Source organism: Pseudoalteromonas sp. 2CM39R (genome assembly GCF_023161845.1).
In genome coordinates, this window is record NZ_JALNTM010000010.1 from 128,603 (window position 1) to 147,225 (window position 18,623).

The following is an 18,623-nucleotide window of genomic DNA, read 5'->3' on the forward strand; positions in this document are numbered from 1 at the left end:
ATGGAAAAACTATTCTCGTACGGTACCTTACAGTACCCGCAGGTTCAGCTTGATACCTTCGGGCGTTTGCTCGAAGGTCAACCTGCTACGCTAACTGGGTATGTCATTGGTGAAGTCGAGATCACCGACGAAGCCGTACTTAAAAGTAGTGGTCAACGTTTTCACCCGGCTTTAATCAAAACAAGCAAACAAAGTGATATTGTTAATGGCGCTATTTATTTAATCACCGAACAAGAGCTTGCTCAGGCAGATGCTTACGAAGTAGATGATTATCAGCGAATTGCAGAAACATTCCAATGTAACAACCAAGCTTGGCTATATGTTGCAAAAAACAGCCTTTAATTTACAAATATAAAACAAAAAGACCCAAATTAAGAACAAAAGCTGCTATTATCCTCCCCATCAAGATTATTACTAATACTAAATCGCTTATTTAAGTGCATTGGTATAAATTTTTAGTTAAAGGACTAAACATGGGGTCGGCATTTTCACCCTTACGCGATACCGTTATTTATGTAGGTGAGTGGCAACTTAACACTCAGCAGCAAACCATCAGCGATGGTACTCATAAGCGTGAACTAGAACCTTTATTATTTAAATTACTGTGTTTCTTTATTGAGCATAATGATCGCATTATCACTCGCCAAGAGCTGGTTGAGAATATTTGGCAACAAAGCTTTGTTGATGACAATGCCATTAACCGTGCCATCTCTGAACTAAGAAAAACTCTTAAATCAGAAAAACAGCCCGGGCAAACCATTAAAACCCATTATCGCAAAGGTTATAGCCTATTTATTGAAGTTAAGCCTCTTGATCACACTGTGAGTACAGAGCCGCTAAAAACAGAAAATGTAATAACAGTAGATAAAGACGCTGATACTCAAGTTAAACCTACGGCCATTAATGAACAAAAAGCGAATTCTTCACGCTGGCCATGGCCTTTTGCAGCGTTAGTGCTTGGTTTATTGATTACTGCTATTTGGTTATTTTCACAACAGCCTAAAGCAAATGATGAAGTACAAAACGAAGCGCCATTTTTAGACCTGCAAGCTGAAACCATTTCATGGCATAAAGGCTCTCACTATCGTTTAATGCTAAGCCATGACAAAACTAAGCTTGCTTATATTCTAGAAAATGATGGTCAAAGTCTTTTTGTCGTCGACCTAACCACTAAAAAAGAATACGTGATTGCTTCTGGCAATATCTTTTTACAGGGTTGGTCTGAGGATGGAGAGCGATTATTTTACGGCTCTTGTGAAAACAAAGACTACAGCGATTGCATCACTTGGCAAGCAAGCAACCTGTTATCAAGTGAAGCGTTAATAAAGCCACGTATCAACCAATCTTTGCTTAATTCTCAGCCAAGTCAGTACATTGAAGTGGGTGATGTCGCAATTTCAAGGCGTAATAATTACCGTGGCTTAACTCATTTATATGCTTTATATGCACAAGATTTAAAAACCGGTGAAGAAATTCGCATTAGCACACCCAACATCACTGGCACTGGGGACTTTATTTTAACAACTATAAAAAACCCGAGCCGCATCATCTTTGAGCGCCATAATGTTGGCCAAGTAGAGATATACATGGCGAATTTAGATGGCAGCTCGCTAAAGCTTTTAACTACCAACGATTACCGTGCATGGGTAGCCACATATGATGAGCAGACCAACTCACTAATTTGGTATAGCCGCGGCACCTCAACTATTGAATCATTCTCTTTTGATAGTATGAGTCGACAACCCGCTATAAAAGCGCCAGTAAAACGAGCAAATTATGCTTACCCTTTAAGCAAAGAAAGTGTGTTGATCAGCACAGACCTTCACGATAAAGATGCCGCAGTCTTTGACCTTAATTCAAAAACAATGAGTTACATCGCCACAGCGAATAAGCATGAAGACGACTTAGTCGCATTAGCCAATAATGATGTGTACTTCTCTGACTTTGAGTTTTCAGAACGACAACACTGGCTCAGAAAAGCAAACCAATACATCAATATCACTGGCAAAATTGGTGAAGATAGTTCAGTAATTGCAGCAAATAGTGACAGTAGCCGACTTGTTAGTTTTAATAAAACCAATCAGCAATTAACATTATTAAATGCTGCTGATTTCTCAGAAATTAAGCACTGGACACTTCCAGGTAGTACCAAGCTGGCAGCTATAAGAGGTAACAAGATTGCCGTGCTATATACCGATCTTAGCAATCAGCTAAATCAAATAATGATTCTTCACACCAACAGCGATGAAGTGATCAAAAGCACTATAGATACACCCCTAGCTATTGCATGGTATGACGATACACAGCTGATTGTGCATTCTAAATACGATAAATACCTGCTTTTAGACAGCGATAACAATACCTATAGTGAGCTGACTACACCAGACAAACTAACTGAGTTAAAGCCTTCTATTGTGTCGATGGCAAGTAACCTACATAGCTTGTATATCGCCACTGATACTGAAGTTTTCAGCATTAATTTAGCCAAAATGCAGGGCGTTGAGTCAGTACTTCAAATGAAGCCTTCTCACTATATATCGCGCCTTAATGCTAAAAACAACAAGCTGGCAGTGACCTTCTTAACTGCCAACAATCAAAATAGCATTGAGCTTTACACTAAAAAAAGCGCAGAGTAATTTACGACTTTAACTGTTTTAGAATACCTTGCTCGATATCGGACTGGTTATAAACGCCGCTATCGAGCACCCAGCCTGTGACTAGGCTCGCCGGTGTAACATCAAATGCTGGGTTATAAACCTTCGCGTTAGTCGGTGCCCACATTGCTTCACCAAAACTACCACTAACACCGCGCACTTCATTAGGGCTGCGTTGCTCAATTTCGATATCTGAACCACACACCGTTTGTGTATCAAGTGTCGTAAGTGGCGCAACGACATAAAATGGAATGTTATGAAAACGCGCTAACACTGCAAGGTTATATGTGCCTACCTTATTGGCAAAATCACCGTTTGCAGCAATGCGATCGGCACCAACAAAGATTTTATCGACTTTACCTGCCGCCATTAAACTGGCCGCCATGTTATCGCAAATCAAGGTATAAGGAATTTGCCAGCGCTCAAGCTCAAAAGCCGTTAAGCGGCCGCCTTGCAGTAACGGCCTTGTTTCATCAACCCAAACATGAATATCACCATGACGTTGCTGCGCTTTATAAATCACACCTAATGCAGTGCCTACGCCCGCAGTCGCTAACGCACCGGTATTACAGTGGGTTAAAATGTTATCGCCTTTATCAACCAAGGCAGCACCACGCTCTGCCATGCTATCGCAAAGGGCAATATCTTCTTTAAATAACTGCTCAGCAGTAGAGACAATAGCTGCAACATAATCAGTTTCTGCAAGCGCTACGCGTAACTTGGCCATGCAGTGCATAAGGTTTACCGCTGTTGGGCGGGTTGCTTCTAGTTCATCTATAGCAACCGCAAGTGCTGATTGACTCATGCCCTGCTCGGCTAGGTGTGCAACCAATAAGCTAGCACCTAAGCCGATTAAAGGCGCTCCACGGATTTTCAAAGTCAGAATCAAATCTTTCATCGTTTCAACATCGTTACATATATGCCAATGCTGTTGATGTGGCAACAAATACTGATCAAGCACGGTTAGCGTACCTTGCTGATATTTAATACTGCTGGCGATGAGATCTTGCATACTGAATCCGAATAACTAATGAATAACTAATTTAAGTGAATAGTTATTTTACATCAGTTTTAACAACTAACAAGCTAGATGTATGGACATCTAAACGGTTGCAGGTATAGAATGCTCAAAGTTAATTGTATTACGAGATAAAGCCATGGCTAAATACACTGCCTTTAATGCAGAGCATGCTGTTGATTACATTAAAGAACTTGTTAAAAGTGAACTAATTTCAGTCTTCCCTGCTGATGCAACACTGACTGCATACGAGTTTGGAGACGGAAACTTAAACTTAGTTTTTCGGGTTGCTGATCAGCACAACAACAGTGTAATTCTTAAGCAAGCACTCCCTTATGCCCGCTGCGTAGGTGAGTCATGGCCATTATCGTTAGACCGCGCCAGAATCGAAGCCGAAGTATTGATTAATCATGGTAAGTTATGCCCAGAGCATACCGTGGCGATATTGCATCACAATGTAGAGCTGGCATTAACCGTGTTAGAAGATTTAGGTGAGTTACAAATTTTACGTGGCGCACAAATCAACGCAGAGCAATTTCCATTATTGGCCAGTCATGTTGCGCTCTATTTAAGCCGAACAGGCTTTTATAACTCAGACTTTTACTTATCTGCTGAAGATAAAAAAGCCAAAGTCAGTCAATTTATTAATCCTGATTTATGTAAGATCACAGAAGACTTATTCTTTACTGATCCGTACATTGAGCATGAGCGCAATAATTTCCCAACTGAGCTTAATGAGCACGTCGAAAGTATTCGAAATAATGATGGTTTAAAACTGGCAGCGGCCAAATTAAAAGCTAAATTTTTATCGTGCCCACAAACTTTATTGCATGGCGATATGCACAGTGGCAGCATTTTTGTTGATAGCAAAACCACTAAAATGATCGACCCAGAGTTTGGCTTTTTTGGCCCTGTTGGCTTTGATATCGGCTCATTTATGGGTAACTTGCTACTAAATTACTGTGCCCAAAACGCCCGTATTACAGAGCAAGCAAAACGCCGTCAGTATCAAACCCATTTATTAACCTGCTTACAAGACTGTTATAGCCAATTTGAACAACACTGGCTAAACCTAGCAAGCAGCGAGGCAACTGATATTAGCTTTGCAAACCTCGCTTTTAGCGAAGATTACTTACAACACGTATTGCGTGATGCGATTGGCTACTGTGGCGCTGAACTTATTCGCCGTACTATTGGTTTAGCCCATGTTGCAGATATAGACGGTATTGAAGATGTACAAGCTCGTTTAGCAGTACAACAACAAACGCTTGTACTTGGCGAGCAACTGATGCTCAATGCCACAAGCTGTAACAATAAAGATGAGTTTTTTTCGTTATTAATCAGTTTATTAAACTAATTGTCAAAAAGTAAAAAGGCGCTTAATGCGCCTTTTAATTATTCAACTAGATTATTTATTGTAGTGCTCATACATTTTATCGAGCGGCTCTGATAAACCATTTTCTTGTACCACTCGCACATGCTGCCGAGCTAACTCACGGGCACTTGATACACCACATGAATGAGCAATCAGCCCTGCACCATAATGAATAAACTTATTATAATTAGCGACTCGTTGCGCCTTATCGGTCACATCTAGGCCTCGTTGTAAGCGTTCATTATGAGTCGTAATACCAGTCGGGCAGGTATCTTTATTACATTGTAGAGCCTGAATACAACCAAGCGAAAACATATGACCACGCGCCGACACAATAAAATCAGCGCCCAGAGCGAGTGCCCAAGCCACTTTTGACGGTACGATTAGCTTACCCGATGCAATCACTTTTACACGCTCTCTGAGACCATGTTTTTTTAGCAGATCAACAACCAAAGGTAGGCTCTCTCGTAATGGTAAACCAACTGAATCCATCAAGGGTTGAGGGGCAGCGCCCGTTCCACCGTCGGCACTATCAATAGTGATAAAATCAGGGGCAGATTCAATACCACGATTATTAATTTCGCTGAACAAGCTTTCGAGCCAAGTGTATTCACCAATAACCGCTTTAAAACCGGTTGGTTTACCTGTGGTACTGCGTACCGTTTCAATCATATCGAGTAAATCTGCTGGGCATTTAATCTCTGGATGACCATTTGGACTAATAGAGTCATGCCCTTCAGGAATACCCCGAATTTTTGCAATTTCAGCAGTCACTTTGCGCCCTGGTAACATACCCCCTTTACCGGGTTTAGCACCTTGACTCATTTTAATTTCGAACATTTTAACTTGTTCGTGATCAGCAATCGCTTTGAGTTTTTCGGTGCTTAATTTACCGTGCTCATCTCGTACACCATATTTTGCCGTGCCAATCTGAAACACAATATCAGCGCCACCTTCAAGGTGGTAAGGGCTGAGCCCTCCTTCACCGGTATTCATCCAACAACCAGCTAACTTTGCACCTCGCGATAGTGCGCGCACCGCTGGCTTAGATAAGGCACCAAAGCTCATACCTGAAATATTAAATAACGAGTTTGTTGTATAAGGAGCGTGGCAATAAGGCCCTAACGTAACTTCGCTCGGGTCGAGTGCATCTTCATCTAAGGTTGGAAACGCACAGTTCATAAACATCACCGTTCCCGTTGCTTCAAGGCTTTGGGTTGAACCAAAGGCAGTAGTGCGGTCAACATTTTTCGCAGCGCGGTAAACCCAGCTTCGCTCAGCACGATTAAATGGTAGCTCTTCCCTATCCATGGCAAAAAAGTATTGTCGGAAGAATTCACCTTGGCGTTCAAAAAAATAACGAAAGCGGCCGATCACAGGGTAATTACGGCGAATCGCCTGCTTAGATTGCGTCACATCACTAATGTAAAAGCACACAATCACCAGCAAGCCTATGCCGAGTGCAAAAATAAACAAGCTGGCAAAAACATCGATACTAAAAATTATAAAATCACTCATCCAAGGCCCCTTTGTGAAATGACATCCTTCAAAGCATATAAGGTGTTTATATTACGTGCAATAAACAAAAAAGGCGTGATGTAAGTCACGCCTTTTCGTTTCTTTTATGCCGCTATGCTGCTCGTTTGGCTAATTCAGCTTTAATATAAAGTTGAATTTGCTCTTCAAGCACTGACATTGGCACTGAGCCATGACGTAATATTTGATGGTGGAATTCGCGAATATCGAAATCTTGACCAAGCGCTTGTTCAGCTTCGTGGCGTAAACGTTTAATTGTTAGCTCACCAATTTTGTATGACAACGCTTGTGCAGGCCATGAAATATAACGGTCAGTTTCGGTCTTCACGTTATGTAATGATAGCGCGGTGTTTTCGCTCATAAACTTCATTGCGCGTTCGCGGCTCCAGCCATACATATGCATACCTGTATCAACCACTAAACGTGCTGCACGCCACATTTCATAGGTTAAACGACCAAAATCACTGTATGGGTCTTGATAAAAGCCCGCCTCGATACCTAAAAACTCCGAATATAAGCCCCAACCTTCACCAAATGCCGATAAATATGCATTACGGCGATAGCTTGGTAATGACTCAAGTTCAGCATTTAGCGAGATTTGTAAATGATGCCCTGGTACAGCTTCGTGTAAAGTTAATGCTTCAAGAACATACAACGGGCGCTTATCTAGCGCATAGGTATTAACCCAGTAATAACCTGCTTGGTCATCACGGCGAGAACCTGAGTAACGGCCGGTTGTATATTTAGGGGCAATACTCTCTGGCACTGGCGCAACACCGTACGGCATTCTTGGCAAGGTGTGGAATAACTTAGGTAACTGCGCATCCATTTTCTTGGCGATGTAAGACGCTTCTTTTAGTAAATCTTTTGGTGTTTTTGCGTAAAATTGCGGATCAGTACGTAAAAAGTGCACAAAATCAGCAAACGAGCCTTCAAAGCCTACTTTCTCAATAATTTTTTCCATTTCTGCACGAATACGCGCAACTTCTTGTAAACCCAACTCATGGATTTCTTTTGGCGTCATATCTGTGGTGGTGTAGTACTTAGCGCGATTTTCGTAAAACGCTTTGCCATTCGGCGTACTTGAAATACCAATATCTGTACGTGCACCCGGTTGATACTCATTGTTAAAGAAAGTTAAGTAACCTTGATATGCCGGAATAACTTGTTCTTTGATAATGGTTTGCGCTTGCTTTTGTAGCGCTGCAAACTCGCTATCACTTAAACCTGCCGTGTTATTTAAAAATGGTTTGTAAAATTCAGACTGTGTCGCATCATCAACAATATAAGCCGTGATTGAGTCTTGATAGCCTTCTAAAACAGCCTTTGGTTGAGTTAGACCCACTTCAAGGCCTTTTCGCATCCAGCCGATATTTTGCGAAAAATAGCGAGGAATTTGCTGTAATTTAGCAAGATATAGCTGGTAATCTTGTGGTTTTGTGTAATCTGAGCTTGATATCATAAATGATAGGCTAGAATGGAAGCCATACTCAGATGTCAGCGGCATATAGTGCGCATTAAACACATATTCATCGACACTATTTTGCACTTGGCCACGCAAAATAGTCAGGTTAATTCGGTTTTCTTCCGATAACTTATCACGGTCGATAGCGTCTAGCTCGGCAAGTAACTCAGTATTCTTCTTATATTTTTGTTCTAAAAATTCAGCCGATAGATTTTCTAATAAATAACCATCAACACCATTTTCTTTACCATATGGGCTGATGCTTTGGCGGTAATTAACAATATTTTCGGCTACTTGAGTAAATTGCTGATCAGCATCAATATTTGTTACTTGGCAAGCGCTTAAAGTACAAGCTAAAGCAACCGCAATAACAGAACGGTTTAAAGTTCGCGACAGTGTTTGTTTCATAGCATTCTTTTTAGTTTTAATCAGTATCGCTAAAGTAGCGCAGCACTGGCTAAAACCCAAGCAAATGCGACCAAGCTCAGATTAAATACGCTCAAATTAACAGCGTTGTGTAAATAAGAATGAGCAAGGTTTAAGCAATTTTTAATTACACTTGTTAAAGTTGTTGAGAAAATCAGCTAATAGACACAAACGAAACAAATTTAAGTTCCAAAATTAGCGATTTTGCTTTTAAATAGACTGATTACAGATTACTGTAGACTCAGTATTTATGCTTGGAAGCAAATAAACTTTACGGAAGAGATGATTAATTGGTTGATATGCGTATTTAGTGGTATTGAAAAATGATGTTCCATGATCCCATGGCTATTGCTCAAGAAAAAATGACAAAGGTATGTATCTTTTTAGAACATCATGCATTACCGCCGTCACCACTTAACTACCAAGTTGTTTACACCTACGTCAGCCAGTCTAATCCAAAACTTAACGCCGCTATTGACCGTGCCATCGCGCAAAGAAAAACCATCGATTGTGTCTATGTAGAACAGCTTTATTTCGATTTTATTGAGCAAGGCCATAAAATGAAAACCGCCATTGTTCGCAACGTTGACTCAGTAATTAACACTCTTTCACGTAATGCTAGCAATAACGAACAAAATATTGTGCGCTTTGCTGATCAAGTTAGTGACTGTGTGCATTCAATCGATGAAAACAATATTGAGCAAACACGTCACGCATTAAAAATGCTCAGTAAGCAATCAGAAGTACTGCTCAACCAGCATCGTCAATTTAAGCAAGAAATAGCAAAAGCCAAATCACTGCAAGAAAAAACTCAAAAACAACTCACTCAATTACGCAAACAACACATTACCGACCAACAAACTGGCTTATACAAGCGCCACTACTTGAATCAACAAACCCAACTCTGGGTCGGCCAAAATAAAGCGGTTTGCGCTATCTCTATTCACATTGAGAACTTAAACCATTTTATTGAAAACTATGGCGATGTAATTGGTGAAGTTATTTTGAGTAAAGTCGCCAAGCAAGTGCAAAAATACGTACAAGAAAGCGGTTTACCTGGGCGCACAAGTAAAGATGAATTTACCATCCTACTTGCTGATATAGAGCCTGAAACTGCCAACTTAATTGCCGAAAAAGTACGAAATGGTGTAGAAAAGCTGCGCTTTGTCAGCTCAAAAAATGGCACCAAACTTCCAGCTATCACCCTAGCCCTAGGCATCGCTAAACATGAAGGCGATGGCGACTTTAACAGTTTAGCTCGTAAAGCCTCTTTAGCAGCCGCTAAAGCCAAGTCACTTGGACAAAGTAGTTTTATTGCTGGCCAATAAAGTTCAAAACTGCGCTAAGTCATGAAAAGCCATGCTAATCTGATGATTTAGTTATAATCAAATTGCACCCCACAGCTACAATCAAGTACACTAGTCTTTATTGCCACGATAGAGATTAATCATGAACGAGAATCAAGAAAAGACCACGCATTTTGGCTATAAAACCGTTGCTGAAAACGACAAAGCATCAATGGTTGCAGATGTATTCCACTCAGTCGCTGCAAAGTATGACGTAATGAATGATCTTATGTCGTTCGGTATTCATCGTTTATGGAAACGCCAAACTATTGCAAGTTCAGGTGTTCGCAAAGGTCACTATGTATTAGATCTTGCCGGCGGTACAGGTGATTTAACCGCTAAATTTAGTCAGTTAGTGGGTGAAACCGGTCAGGTTATCTTAGGCGATATTAACTCTTCAATGCTGAAAGTTGGCCGTGAGAAACTTCGTAACCTTGGTCGTGTTGGCAATATCGAATATGTTCAAATGAATGCAGAAGCATTACCATTTCCTGATAACAGCTTCGACTTAATTACGATTGCCTTTGGTCTTCGTAACGTGACCGATAAAGATAAAGCTCTGCGTTCAATGTATCGTATTCTTAAGCCAGGTGGCCGTTTACTCGTGCTTGAGTTCTCAAAACCAGAACAAGAAATATTAAGCAAAGCCTACGATTTCTACTCATTTAATATCTTACCTAAGATGGGTGAGCTGGTAGCGAATGATGGCGAGTCTTATCAATATCTTGCAGAATCTATTCGTATGCATCCAGATCAAGAAACATTAAAAGGCATGATGGAAGATGCGGGTTTTGAACAAACCAGTTATCAAAACCTTACTGGCGGTATTGTTGCCCTTCACCGTGGTTTTAAATACTAAAAACTCTGTAAATTAAGTAGGTAACGCGATGTTAGCAAACGCTCTGTTATCACTAGTCGAACGAATCATTAATCAACTGCTGCAGTTAGACCCTCAGTTAAAGGGTAAGCTTGCAGCAATTGCTGATAAACAGCTGTTGATTGAGATACGTGATTGGCAACAGTCAATTTTGTGCGTTTACAGCGACGAGCAAATTCACTTATACAGTACGCAAGAGCGTAGTTTTGATTGCATGATCAGCGCCGATATCGACACCTTGTTGGCGCTTAAAGATCCATCAATGCTCACGCAACTAATTCGCCAAGATAAGCTCGACTTACAAGGCGATTTAAATCTTGCACAAGGTTTCAGTAATGCCTTTGCTGAGCTTGATATTGATTGGCCAGAACATTTTTCTCGGTACATTGGCGATGCCCCAGCACAACAGTTGTGGCTCTCTATTCAAGCTTTAAAACGTCGTGGCTCACAAACGAAAAGCAAGTTAGAAAACACCTTAACAACGCTTTGCCAAGATGAGTTAGCAGTGACTATACACCCTCTTGAGCTTGCTGAATTTAAACAGCAAAACCGCCAATTAAAAAGCCAAGTATCTCAATTAGAGATGCGAATTAACGCGCTGTTACAGTCTCGCTAATGCGCTAAGGAACTTGTGTGTCGTCTGCTCGTCTTTATTACATCACTAAAACCCTACTGAGCTATGGCTTAGACGAATTAATTCCACGTAAACGAGTGCCTTGGTTTGCCAAACTCGCCCGTGGCAGCTTATTTTGGTTACGTAACCAACATAAAGATAAACCTGCAGGTATGCGCTTACGACTTGCTCTGCAAGAGCTTGGCCCTGTATGGATCAAGTTTGGCCAAATGCTTTCAACACGCCGTGATTTACTTCCTCATGATGTCGCATTAGAGCTTGCACTACTACAAGATCAAGTTGAACCTTTTGAAGGTGAACTTGCCCAGCAACTTATCGAAAAAGCGCTGGGTATTAATGATATTAGTGAATTGTTTAGTGATTTTTCGCAAACACCTTTAGCATCAGCCTCGATTGCACAAGTTCACACGGCAACCTTAATTGATGAGCATGGCGCGCCACAAGATGTGGTGATTAAAGTCATTCGCCCTAACATTAAAGAGCAAATTGATGCCGACTTAATGCTAATGCAAAAAGTCGCACGCTTAGTTGCTAAGTTATTAAAAGAAGCGAAACGTTTACGCCCTATTGAGGTAGTAAACGAGTACAAAAAAACTTTGCTCGATGAGCTCGACCTAATGCGCGAAGGGGCGAATGCGATTCAGCTACGCCGTAACTTTGAAGATTCAGATTCGCTCTACATTCCTTTTGTTTACAGCGACTACAGCCGCAGTAACGTATTAGTAATGGAGCGCATTTACGGTATTCCGGTATCAGATACCGAAGCATTGCTGGCACAAAATACCAATATGCAGCTACTAGCTGAGCGCGGTGTCGAAGTATTTTTCACACAAGTATTCCGTGATAGCTTCTTCCACGCTGATATGCACCCAGGTAATATCTTCGTTTCTCGCGAAAACCCTCATAACCCAAAATACATAGGTATTGATTGCGGTATTGTAGGCACCCTTAATCGTGAAGATAAGCGCTATTTAGCAGAGAACTTTATTGCCTTTTTCAATCGTGATTACCGCCAAGTAGCACAGCTACACGTTGATTCTGGCTGGGTACCCGCCGATACCAGCATTGAAGAGTTTGAATTTGCCATTCGTACTGTGTGTGAGCCAATTTTCAATAAACCACTGGCCGAAATCTCGTTTGGCCATGTGTTAGTCAATCTGTTTAATACGGCTCGTCGCTTTAATATGCAAGTTCAACCGCAATTAGTGTTACTGCAAAAGACGCTGTTGTATGTTGAAGGCCTTGGCAGACAACTGTATCCGCAGCTTGATTTATGGAAAACCGCTAAACCTTTTCTAGAAGATTGGGTCAAAGAACAAGTTGGTCCGCTTGCAGTAATGAAAAAAATGTATGCAAACTTGCCATTTTGGGCAGAAAAAATGCCTGAATTACCAGATTTAATTTATCAAAACTTAAAGCGTCAACAACAACCTGTACAATTGCCAGCGCCGCAATCCGCTAAACCTTTGTTACTTAGCATCTTTGCTGGCAGCTGCTTGATTGTTTCAGGCTTATGTTATTTGCAGCATGACTTAGTTGCCAGTGCAATTACCGCAGGCTTTGCTATAGCAGGCTTTATTGCAGCGTGGCGTAGTGCATAAACTAAGTGCTATTTATGTTTTGGTGAGTATAATCGAGACAAGTCTATTCGATAAATTTGAAAAAACGGAGTAACCCATGGGTTTTGGTGGTATCAGTATTTGGCAATTAATCATTATTTTGGCAATCATCGTGTTGTTATTTGGCACAAAAAAACTTCGTGGCATCGGCGGTGATTTAGGTAGCGCAGTAAAAGGCTTTAAAAAAGCCGTGTCTGATGATGACCAAGCTAGCGCTAAAAGCGAGCAAATAGAACAAGCTTCTAACACGCAAAACAAAGAAACCGTAGAGAAAAGCAAAGACGACCATAAGGCTTAATCAACATGGGGATGTGGGAACTTGTTGTCGTACTGATCGTGGGTCTAATTGTATTAGGCCCAGAGCGCTTGCCTGTGGCAATTCGCACGGTTAGCCGCTGGGTAAAAACCTTAAAGTCAGTCGCCAACTCAGTGAAAGCAGAAGTGAACGAAGAACTCCGTATCCATGAGCTTCACGAAAACTTAAAAAAAGCAGAGCAACAAAACTTGCAAGAACTATCTCCAGATCTGCAAGACTCTGTAAACGAACTTCAAAAGGCTGCTCAGTCAGTCACCCACAGTTACAAAAAAGACACGCCTGAAAAAGCAGAAAGTAACAATAATGACGAAAAAAAGTGAATTTAGTCTCTGCTTTTGTGGTCAATAACAATGATGATGAATAGTAAACTATGACCGAGCAAGCTCACACAGGCTTTGTTGGCCACTTAATTGAGTTACGAAATCGACTCATGAAAGCTTTGTTAAGCATTTTGATTATATTTATTAGCTTGGTGTACTTTGCCAACGATATTTATGACTTTATTGCAGCACCACTTATTGCAAACTTGCCTAGCACTGCCACCATGATTGCAACGGATGTTACATCCCCCTTTATTGCACCGTTTAAACTCACCTTATTTGTGGCGTTATTTGCTGCTATTCCTATGATACTGCACCAAGTTTGGAGCTTTATAGCACCTGGCTTGTATCAACATGAAAAGCGTATGCTAATGCCAATTTTGGCCTCTAGCATCTTGCTATTTTATAGTGGTATCGCATTTTGCTACTTTGTAGTGCTACCCATTATTTTAGGGTTTTTCACTAACACTGGCCCTGATATGATGACATTAGCGCCCGATATTAGTAGCTACTTAAGTTTTGCTTTAAAGCTATTTTTTGCTTTTGGTATTGCCTTTGAAATACCAGTTGCCATCATGCTGTTATGCTGGAGTGGCGCAACAACAACGAAAAGTTTAAAAGAAAAACGACCTTATATCGTGGTAGGTGTATTTGTAATTGCTATGTTCTTAACACCTCCTGATGTACTGTCACAAACATTACTAGCATTACCCATGCTGTTATTATTTGAATTAGGTTTAATTTTGGCTGCATTTTATACCGCCAAACCTCAACAGGAATCAGAGGAATAAATGAAAAAACAACTCATTCCATTAGTTGCACTGTTAACGATTACTGGCACTGCACAAGCAAACGAAGTTAACTTACAAGCACTACAAGCGTGTACTTTTGTTGAAAATGATTTTAACCGCTTACTTTGTTACGACAACGTGATGGCAGGTAAATCACTATCAAAGCCTGCGACAAAAAAACAAATTGAACAACCTGTTGCAAGCTCAGCTGCAGCTGCTTCCTCAGCACCTGTTGCCGCAGCAGGAGCAACAAATGAACAAATCGTAAGAACAAAAAATGAAGACTTTGGTTTAGAGCATAAAGAAGTTGCTAAAGTAAACGATGACCAAATTAGCGCTAGTGTAAAAAGCGTGAAAAAAGCCCCTTACGGTGAGCTCATCATCGAACTTGATAATGGTCAACAATGGCGTCAAGTTGGCTCTGATAGCTTACGTCTAAAAAAACAAGATGTTGTGGTTATTGAACGTGGCGTTTTCAATTCTTTCCTTTTAAAAATTGAAGGCCAAAACCGTTCGATTCGTGTTAAGCGCACTAACTAATGAGCATTTCGCTGGTTGATGCAGGCGTCAACTTAAGCAATCATCAATTTGATGATATTCATGAAGCTGTGTTACAACGTGCCGCTGAGGCAAATGTAACGCAGCTGCTTCTTATCGGCTGCGATCTGCAAACTAGCCAAGCCTCTCTTAACCTCGCCAAACAATTTAAGCAATTTAGCACTGCGGGGGTTCACCCTCATGATGCAAAAACCGCCGACGCACACCTTGAAGAACACTTAACAACGCTTAGCCAAAACCATGAAGTAGTTGCTATTGGTGAATGTGGCCTCGATTACAATCGTGACTTTTCTCCTCGGGACGTTCAGCGCAGCGTTTTTAGACGCCAACTGCAGCTAGCTGAGCAGCTGAATATGCCAGTGTACTTGCATGAGCGAGATGCTAGTGAAGATATGCTCGCAATTTTAAGTGACTTCAAAGTACGAGGCGTATTGCACTGTTTTACGGGGGATGAAAAAGCGCTACAAAGTTACCTAGCAATGGGGCTTTATATCGGTGTTACGGGCTGGGTCTGCGATGAACGCCGTGGTGAGCAACTACAAGCCTTAGTGCCATCAATCCCTTTAGAACGCTTGTTAATCGAGACTGATGCGCCTTTTTTAATGCCAAGAAATATTAGACCAAGACCGAAGTCTCGTCGCAATGAACCTCAGAACCTTCCTTATGTGTGTCAGCAAATTGCTGATTTAAAAGGCTGTGAATTTACTGAAGTGGCAAAACAAACTACACTAAACTTTCAGCAATTATTTTCCATAAAGGGTTAAGATGAAGCGCCTATGGTCACTTTGTGGCGTACTCTTCGTTTTTTTATTTACTCCTTATTTATTGGCTAACCCACTTATTGTTAGCTCACAATTTAAGTCTCAACACACGCTAAATGTTGAGTACACCCTTGATCCTATTACTCAACAACAAGCTTTTAGCAATGCTAATGTAAAATGGCTGAAAAACCGAGGTGAAACCTTAAATCTAGGCATGACTTTAAAGTCTCTGTGGCTCAAGCTATCCATAAAAAACACCTCATTAGATGATGTCCCCCTGATATTATCGATAGATAACCCTTTACTCGATGAAGTGAGCGTCTTTCATCTGCAAGGTGGGCATGTGTTATTTAACACCAAAATAGGTGATGCCGTTCCTTTAGCTAGTCGGCAAATTAAAAATGAATCGCTGCTAGCCTCATTAACTATTCCAAAAGCCAGCCATTCCGAAATCTTCCTCAAAGTTAAAAACAATGGTGGTTTAAGAGTGCCTCTAAGCCTTTGGAGCCCCTCTGAATATCTAAAACATAAAAGTAAGTTCAATTTATTGTACGGCTTATTAGTCGGTTTTATTTTATCTCTCGCACTCACTAATTTAGTACTTTATGGCTTTTCTAGACGCCGCTATTTCGCCTACACAGGGTTATTACTTACCTTACTTTGGTTGTCGCTAGCCTACCTTTATGGCTATGGTTATCGTTACTTACAACCGAGCGGTTCATCGTTTCAACAATTGACTATTCCGACTCTATTTTTTATCTGTGGTGCGTTATTTGTGCCCTTGCAAGGCTATATATTCGGCTTTGCCAAATCTCGCTTAAATCGTTTTCAGTATTGGTTAGCTTGGGTCGTAGTGCTTGTCACCGTAATAATGTGGTTCTTACCAATTCATATTGCAATTACACTTTGCTTATTAAGTTTACCTGTGGTGCTTATCATCTTTGCAAGTATTGCTCTAAAGCAGTTTAACCGTGAGTATAAACAGCCTTGTAGCGCTTTTCTAATAGCCCTATTCGCTTTTTTCTGCGCTATTATTTACAGCGCACTTGGGGTATTTAACCCGTTTAATTTAAATATCGGGGTGCTTTCACTTACCTTTATTTGCTTTTTGGTTTGTAGCTTAAGTTTAAGCTATGCAGTTATAAAACTGTTTTTGATGCAGCGCGATGCTGAAGTTGCAGCACAACAAAATGCCTTAGCTGAAAGCAAAGCTAAAGATACCTTAATGCGCGAGCGCCTTGAACTGCAAGAACAAGCTCGCCAAGACCTTGAAGCGAATATCGAGGAGCGTACCTTTGAGTTACAAGTGACATTACGCGAGCTTGAAGAGAAAAACCGAGAGCTTGAACAGCTCAATATGGAAGACGCGCTGACAAAAACCAAGAACCGCCGTTACTTCGATAAAAAGCTACTGATGGATATTCGACGCTCGCGACGTGAACAAACCCCTTTAGCCATCATCATGTTGGATATTGACCATTTTAAAGCAATTAATGACACCTACGGTCATTTAACCGGTGATCAAACCATTCAATCAGCTGCCGATGTCATTAAACAGCACCTGAAACGACCTCTCGATGAAGTGGCGCGCTACGGCGGTGAAGAATTTGTCGTGCTGTTGCCTAATACGCCACTGGCAGGTGCATTAGAAATTGCCGAACAAATACGCAAAGCAGCCCAAAATACTGATATAATAGTTGCCGGAACAACGATTAAATTTACTTTGAGTGCAGGTGTTTACAGCGCAATTGCTGAAGACATTAATAACCCAAGTTTATTCACTGACTATGCCGACAAAGCCTTATATCATGCCAAGCAAACAGGTCGAAATCGCGTAGTGAGTTATCCTCTACCAGACTAGGAGTATACAAAGCATGGCCCAATCAGGACTCGACCTTTTCCCTTATACACGTATGCGCCGCATGCGTCGTGATGACTTCTCTCGTCGCCTAATGGCTGAAAACCAACTAACTGTTAATGACCTTATTTTTCCTGTATTTGTGTTAGAAGGTAAAAATCGCCGCGAAGCTATTGAGTCTATGCCTGGCATTGAGCGTCTTTCTATTGATTTACTACTTGAAGAAGCAAAAGAGCTTGTTGAATTAGGTGTTCCTGCAGTGGCTATTTTCCCGGTAACACCGAGCGATAAAAAATCTCTACTTGCTGAAGAAGCCTATAACCCAGATGCATTAGCACAACGCACTGTCCGCGCGCTTAAAGAAGCTTTTCCTACATTAGGTGTGATCACAGATGTTGCACTTGACCCATTCACCGTTCATGGTCAAGACGGCATTATCGATGAAGACGGTTATGTGATTAACGATGTAACAACTGAAATTTTAGTTAAACAAGCGCTATCGCATGCCGAAGCAGGTGCGGATGTAGTTGCACCATCAGACATGATGGATGGACGTATTGGTGCAATTCGTGAAGCACTCGAAGCTGAAGGTCATATCCACACTCGTATCATGGCTTACTCTGCTAAATACGCTTCAAGCTACTATGGCCCATTCCGTGATGCAGTTGGCTCTGCAGGCAACTTAAAAGGTGCCGACAAAAAGACTTATCAAATGGACCCTGCCAACTCTGATGAAGCTATTCGTGAAGTAGCCCTCGATCTGCAAGAAGGTGCAGATATGGTAATGGTAAAACCAGGTATGCCGTATTTAGATGTAGTACGCCGCGTAAAAGATGAGTTTGGTGTACCGACATTTGCTTACCAAGTAAGTGGTGAATATGCCATGCATAAAGCAGCCATTGATAACGGTTGGCTTGCAGAAGAAGCAATAATCATGGAATCGTTATTAGCATTTAAACGTGCTGGCGCCGATGGCATCCTGACTTATTTTGCAAAACAAGCAGCTATTTGGTTAAAAAATAACTAACCTAAAGTAAATGTTCTAAAAATTGGTAATTATTCCTATTTT

At 41.1% G+C, this 18,623-nt stretch carries 17 protein-coding genes; 14 read left to right on the top strand and 3 right to left on the bottom strand.

Annotated features, from left to right (window positions below):
* Together MTF66_RS21765 and MTF66_RS21770 are read left to right on the top strand one after the other, a co-directional pair.
* Positions 1-342, top strand: a complete 342-nt coding sequence (locus MTF66_RS21765; protein WP_248528678.1) for a gamma-glutamylcyclotransferase family protein — start codon at positions 1-3, stop codon at positions 340-342.
* 131 nt (positions 343-473) lie between these two features.
* Positions 474-2,636 carry a winged helix-turn-helix domain-containing protein gene (locus MTF66_RS21770; RefSeq protein WP_248528681.1) on the top strand — a complete coding sequence of 721 codons (2,163 nt, stop codon included), beginning with the start codon at positions 474-476 and terminating at the stop codon, positions 2,634-2,636.
* Position 2,637: 1 nt separating this feature from the next.
* Here the strand turns inward: MTF66_RS21770 and mtnA are convergent, their stop codons facing one another.
* Positions 2,638-3,666, bottom strand: a complete 1,029-nt coding sequence (gene mtnA / locus MTF66_RS21775) for an S-methyl-5-thioribose-1-phosphate isomerase (protein WP_248528684.1) — start codon at positions 3,664-3,666, stop codon at positions 2,638-2,640.
* A 145-nt stretch (positions 3,667-3,811) separates the two neighbouring features.
* On the opposite strand from mtnA, the gene mtnK reads away from it, so the two are divergent.
* The gene (gene mtnK / locus MTF66_RS21780) at positions 3,812-5,029 is read left to right on the top strand and encodes an S-methyl-5-thioribose kinase (protein WP_248528687.1); all 1,218 of its coding nucleotides are present in this window, start codon (positions 3,812-3,814) and stop codon (positions 5,027-5,029) included.
* A gap of 51 nt (positions 5,030-5,080) precedes the next feature.
* On the opposite strand, the gene MTF66_RS21785 is transcribed toward mtnK, so the two are convergent.
* Together MTF66_RS21785 and MTF66_RS21790 are read right to left on the bottom strand one after the other, a co-directional pair.
* Positions 5,081-6,565, bottom strand: coding sequence for an FMN-binding glutamate synthase family protein (locus MTF66_RS21785; protein ID WP_248528689.1), 1,485 nt, complete (start codon positions 6,563-6,565; stop codon positions 5,081-5,083).
* A gap of 112 nt (positions 6,566-6,677) precedes the next feature.
* The gene (locus MTF66_RS21790) at positions 6,678-8,456 is read right to left on the bottom strand and encodes a DUF885 family protein (RefSeq protein ID WP_054562920.1); all 1,779 of its coding nucleotides are present in this window, start codon (positions 8,454-8,456) and stop codon (positions 6,678-6,680) included.
* Positions 8,457-8,815: 359 nt separating this feature from the next.
* Here MTF66_RS21790 and MTF66_RS21795 point away from each other — a divergent pair, with 359 nt between their 5' ends.
* The 11 genes from MTF66_RS21795 (at position 8,816) to hemB (ending at position 18,581) form a co-directional block, all read left to right on the top strand.
* A complete protein-coding gene (locus MTF66_RS21795; RefSeq protein ID WP_055020636.1) occupies positions 8,816-9,802 on the top strand; it encodes a GGDEF domain-containing protein in 987 nt (328 codons plus the stop codon).
* A 121-nt stretch (positions 9,803-9,923) separates the two neighbouring features.
* Positions 9,924-10,679 (top strand): bifunctional demethylmenaquinone methyltransferase/2-methoxy-6-polyprenyl-1,4-benzoquinol methylase UbiE, encoded by a 756-nt coding sequence (gene ubiE / locus MTF66_RS21800; protein ID WP_055020565.1) that lies wholly within the window; start codon positions 9,924-9,926, stop codon positions 10,677-10,679.
* Positions 10,680-10,707: 28 nt separating this feature from the next.
* Complete coding sequence (locus MTF66_RS21805) at positions 10,708-11,313, top strand: SCP2 domain-containing protein (protein WP_058586104.1); 606 nt, start codon at positions 10,708-10,710, stop codon at positions 11,311-11,313.
* 17 nt (positions 11,314-11,330) lie between these two features.
* Entirely contained in the window at positions 11,331-12,932 is a 1,602-nt protein-coding gene (gene ubiB, locus MTF66_RS21810) for a ubiquinone biosynthesis regulatory protein kinase UbiB (protein WP_175079415.1), read from the top strand.
* A 76-nt stretch (positions 12,933-13,008) separates the two neighbouring features.
* Entirely contained in the window at positions 13,009-13,248 is a 240-nt protein-coding gene (gene tatA, locus MTF66_RS21815) for a Sec-independent protein translocase subunit TatA (protein WP_054562924.1), read from the top strand.
* A gap of 5 nt (positions 13,249-13,253) precedes the next feature.
* Complete coding sequence (tatB, locus tag MTF66_RS21820) at positions 13,254-13,586, top strand: Sec-independent protein translocase protein TatB (protein ID WP_054562925.1); 333 nt, start codon at positions 13,254-13,256, stop codon at positions 13,584-13,586.
* Between the two features lie 50 nt (positions 13,587-13,636).
* Positions 13,637-14,377 carry a twin-arginine translocase subunit TatC gene (gene tatC / locus MTF66_RS21825; protein WP_248528692.1) on the top strand — a complete coding sequence of 247 codons (741 nt, stop codon included), beginning with the start codon at positions 13,637-13,639 and terminating at the stop codon, positions 14,375-14,377.
* Complete coding sequence (locus MTF66_RS21830; RefSeq protein WP_248528694.1) at positions 14,378-14,917, top strand: hypothetical protein; 540 nt, start codon at positions 14,378-14,380, stop codon at positions 14,915-14,917. It begins immediately after the preceding gene.
* On the top strand, positions 14,917-15,699 hold the full coding sequence (locus tag MTF66_RS21835) for a TatD family hydrolase (RefSeq protein WP_248528697.1): 783 nt from the start codon (positions 14,917-14,919) through the stop codon (positions 15,697-15,699). Before MTF66_RS21830 ends, MTF66_RS21835 begins: the two co-directional genes overlap by 1 nt.
* A 1-nt stretch (position 15,700) precedes the next feature.
* Positions 15,701-17,557 carry a diguanylate cyclase gene (locus MTF66_RS21840; protein ID WP_248528701.1) on the top strand — a complete coding sequence of 619 codons (1,857 nt, stop codon included), beginning with the start codon at positions 15,701-15,703 and terminating at the stop codon, positions 17,555-17,557.
* A gap of 13 nt (positions 17,558-17,570) precedes the next feature.
* The gene (gene hemB, locus MTF66_RS21845; protein WP_062566302.1) at positions 17,571-18,581 is read left to right on the top strand and encodes a porphobilinogen synthase; all 1,011 of its coding nucleotides are present in this window, start codon (positions 17,571-17,573) and stop codon (positions 18,579-18,581) included.
* The last annotated feature ends 42 nt before the right edge of the window (positions 18,582-18,623 follow it).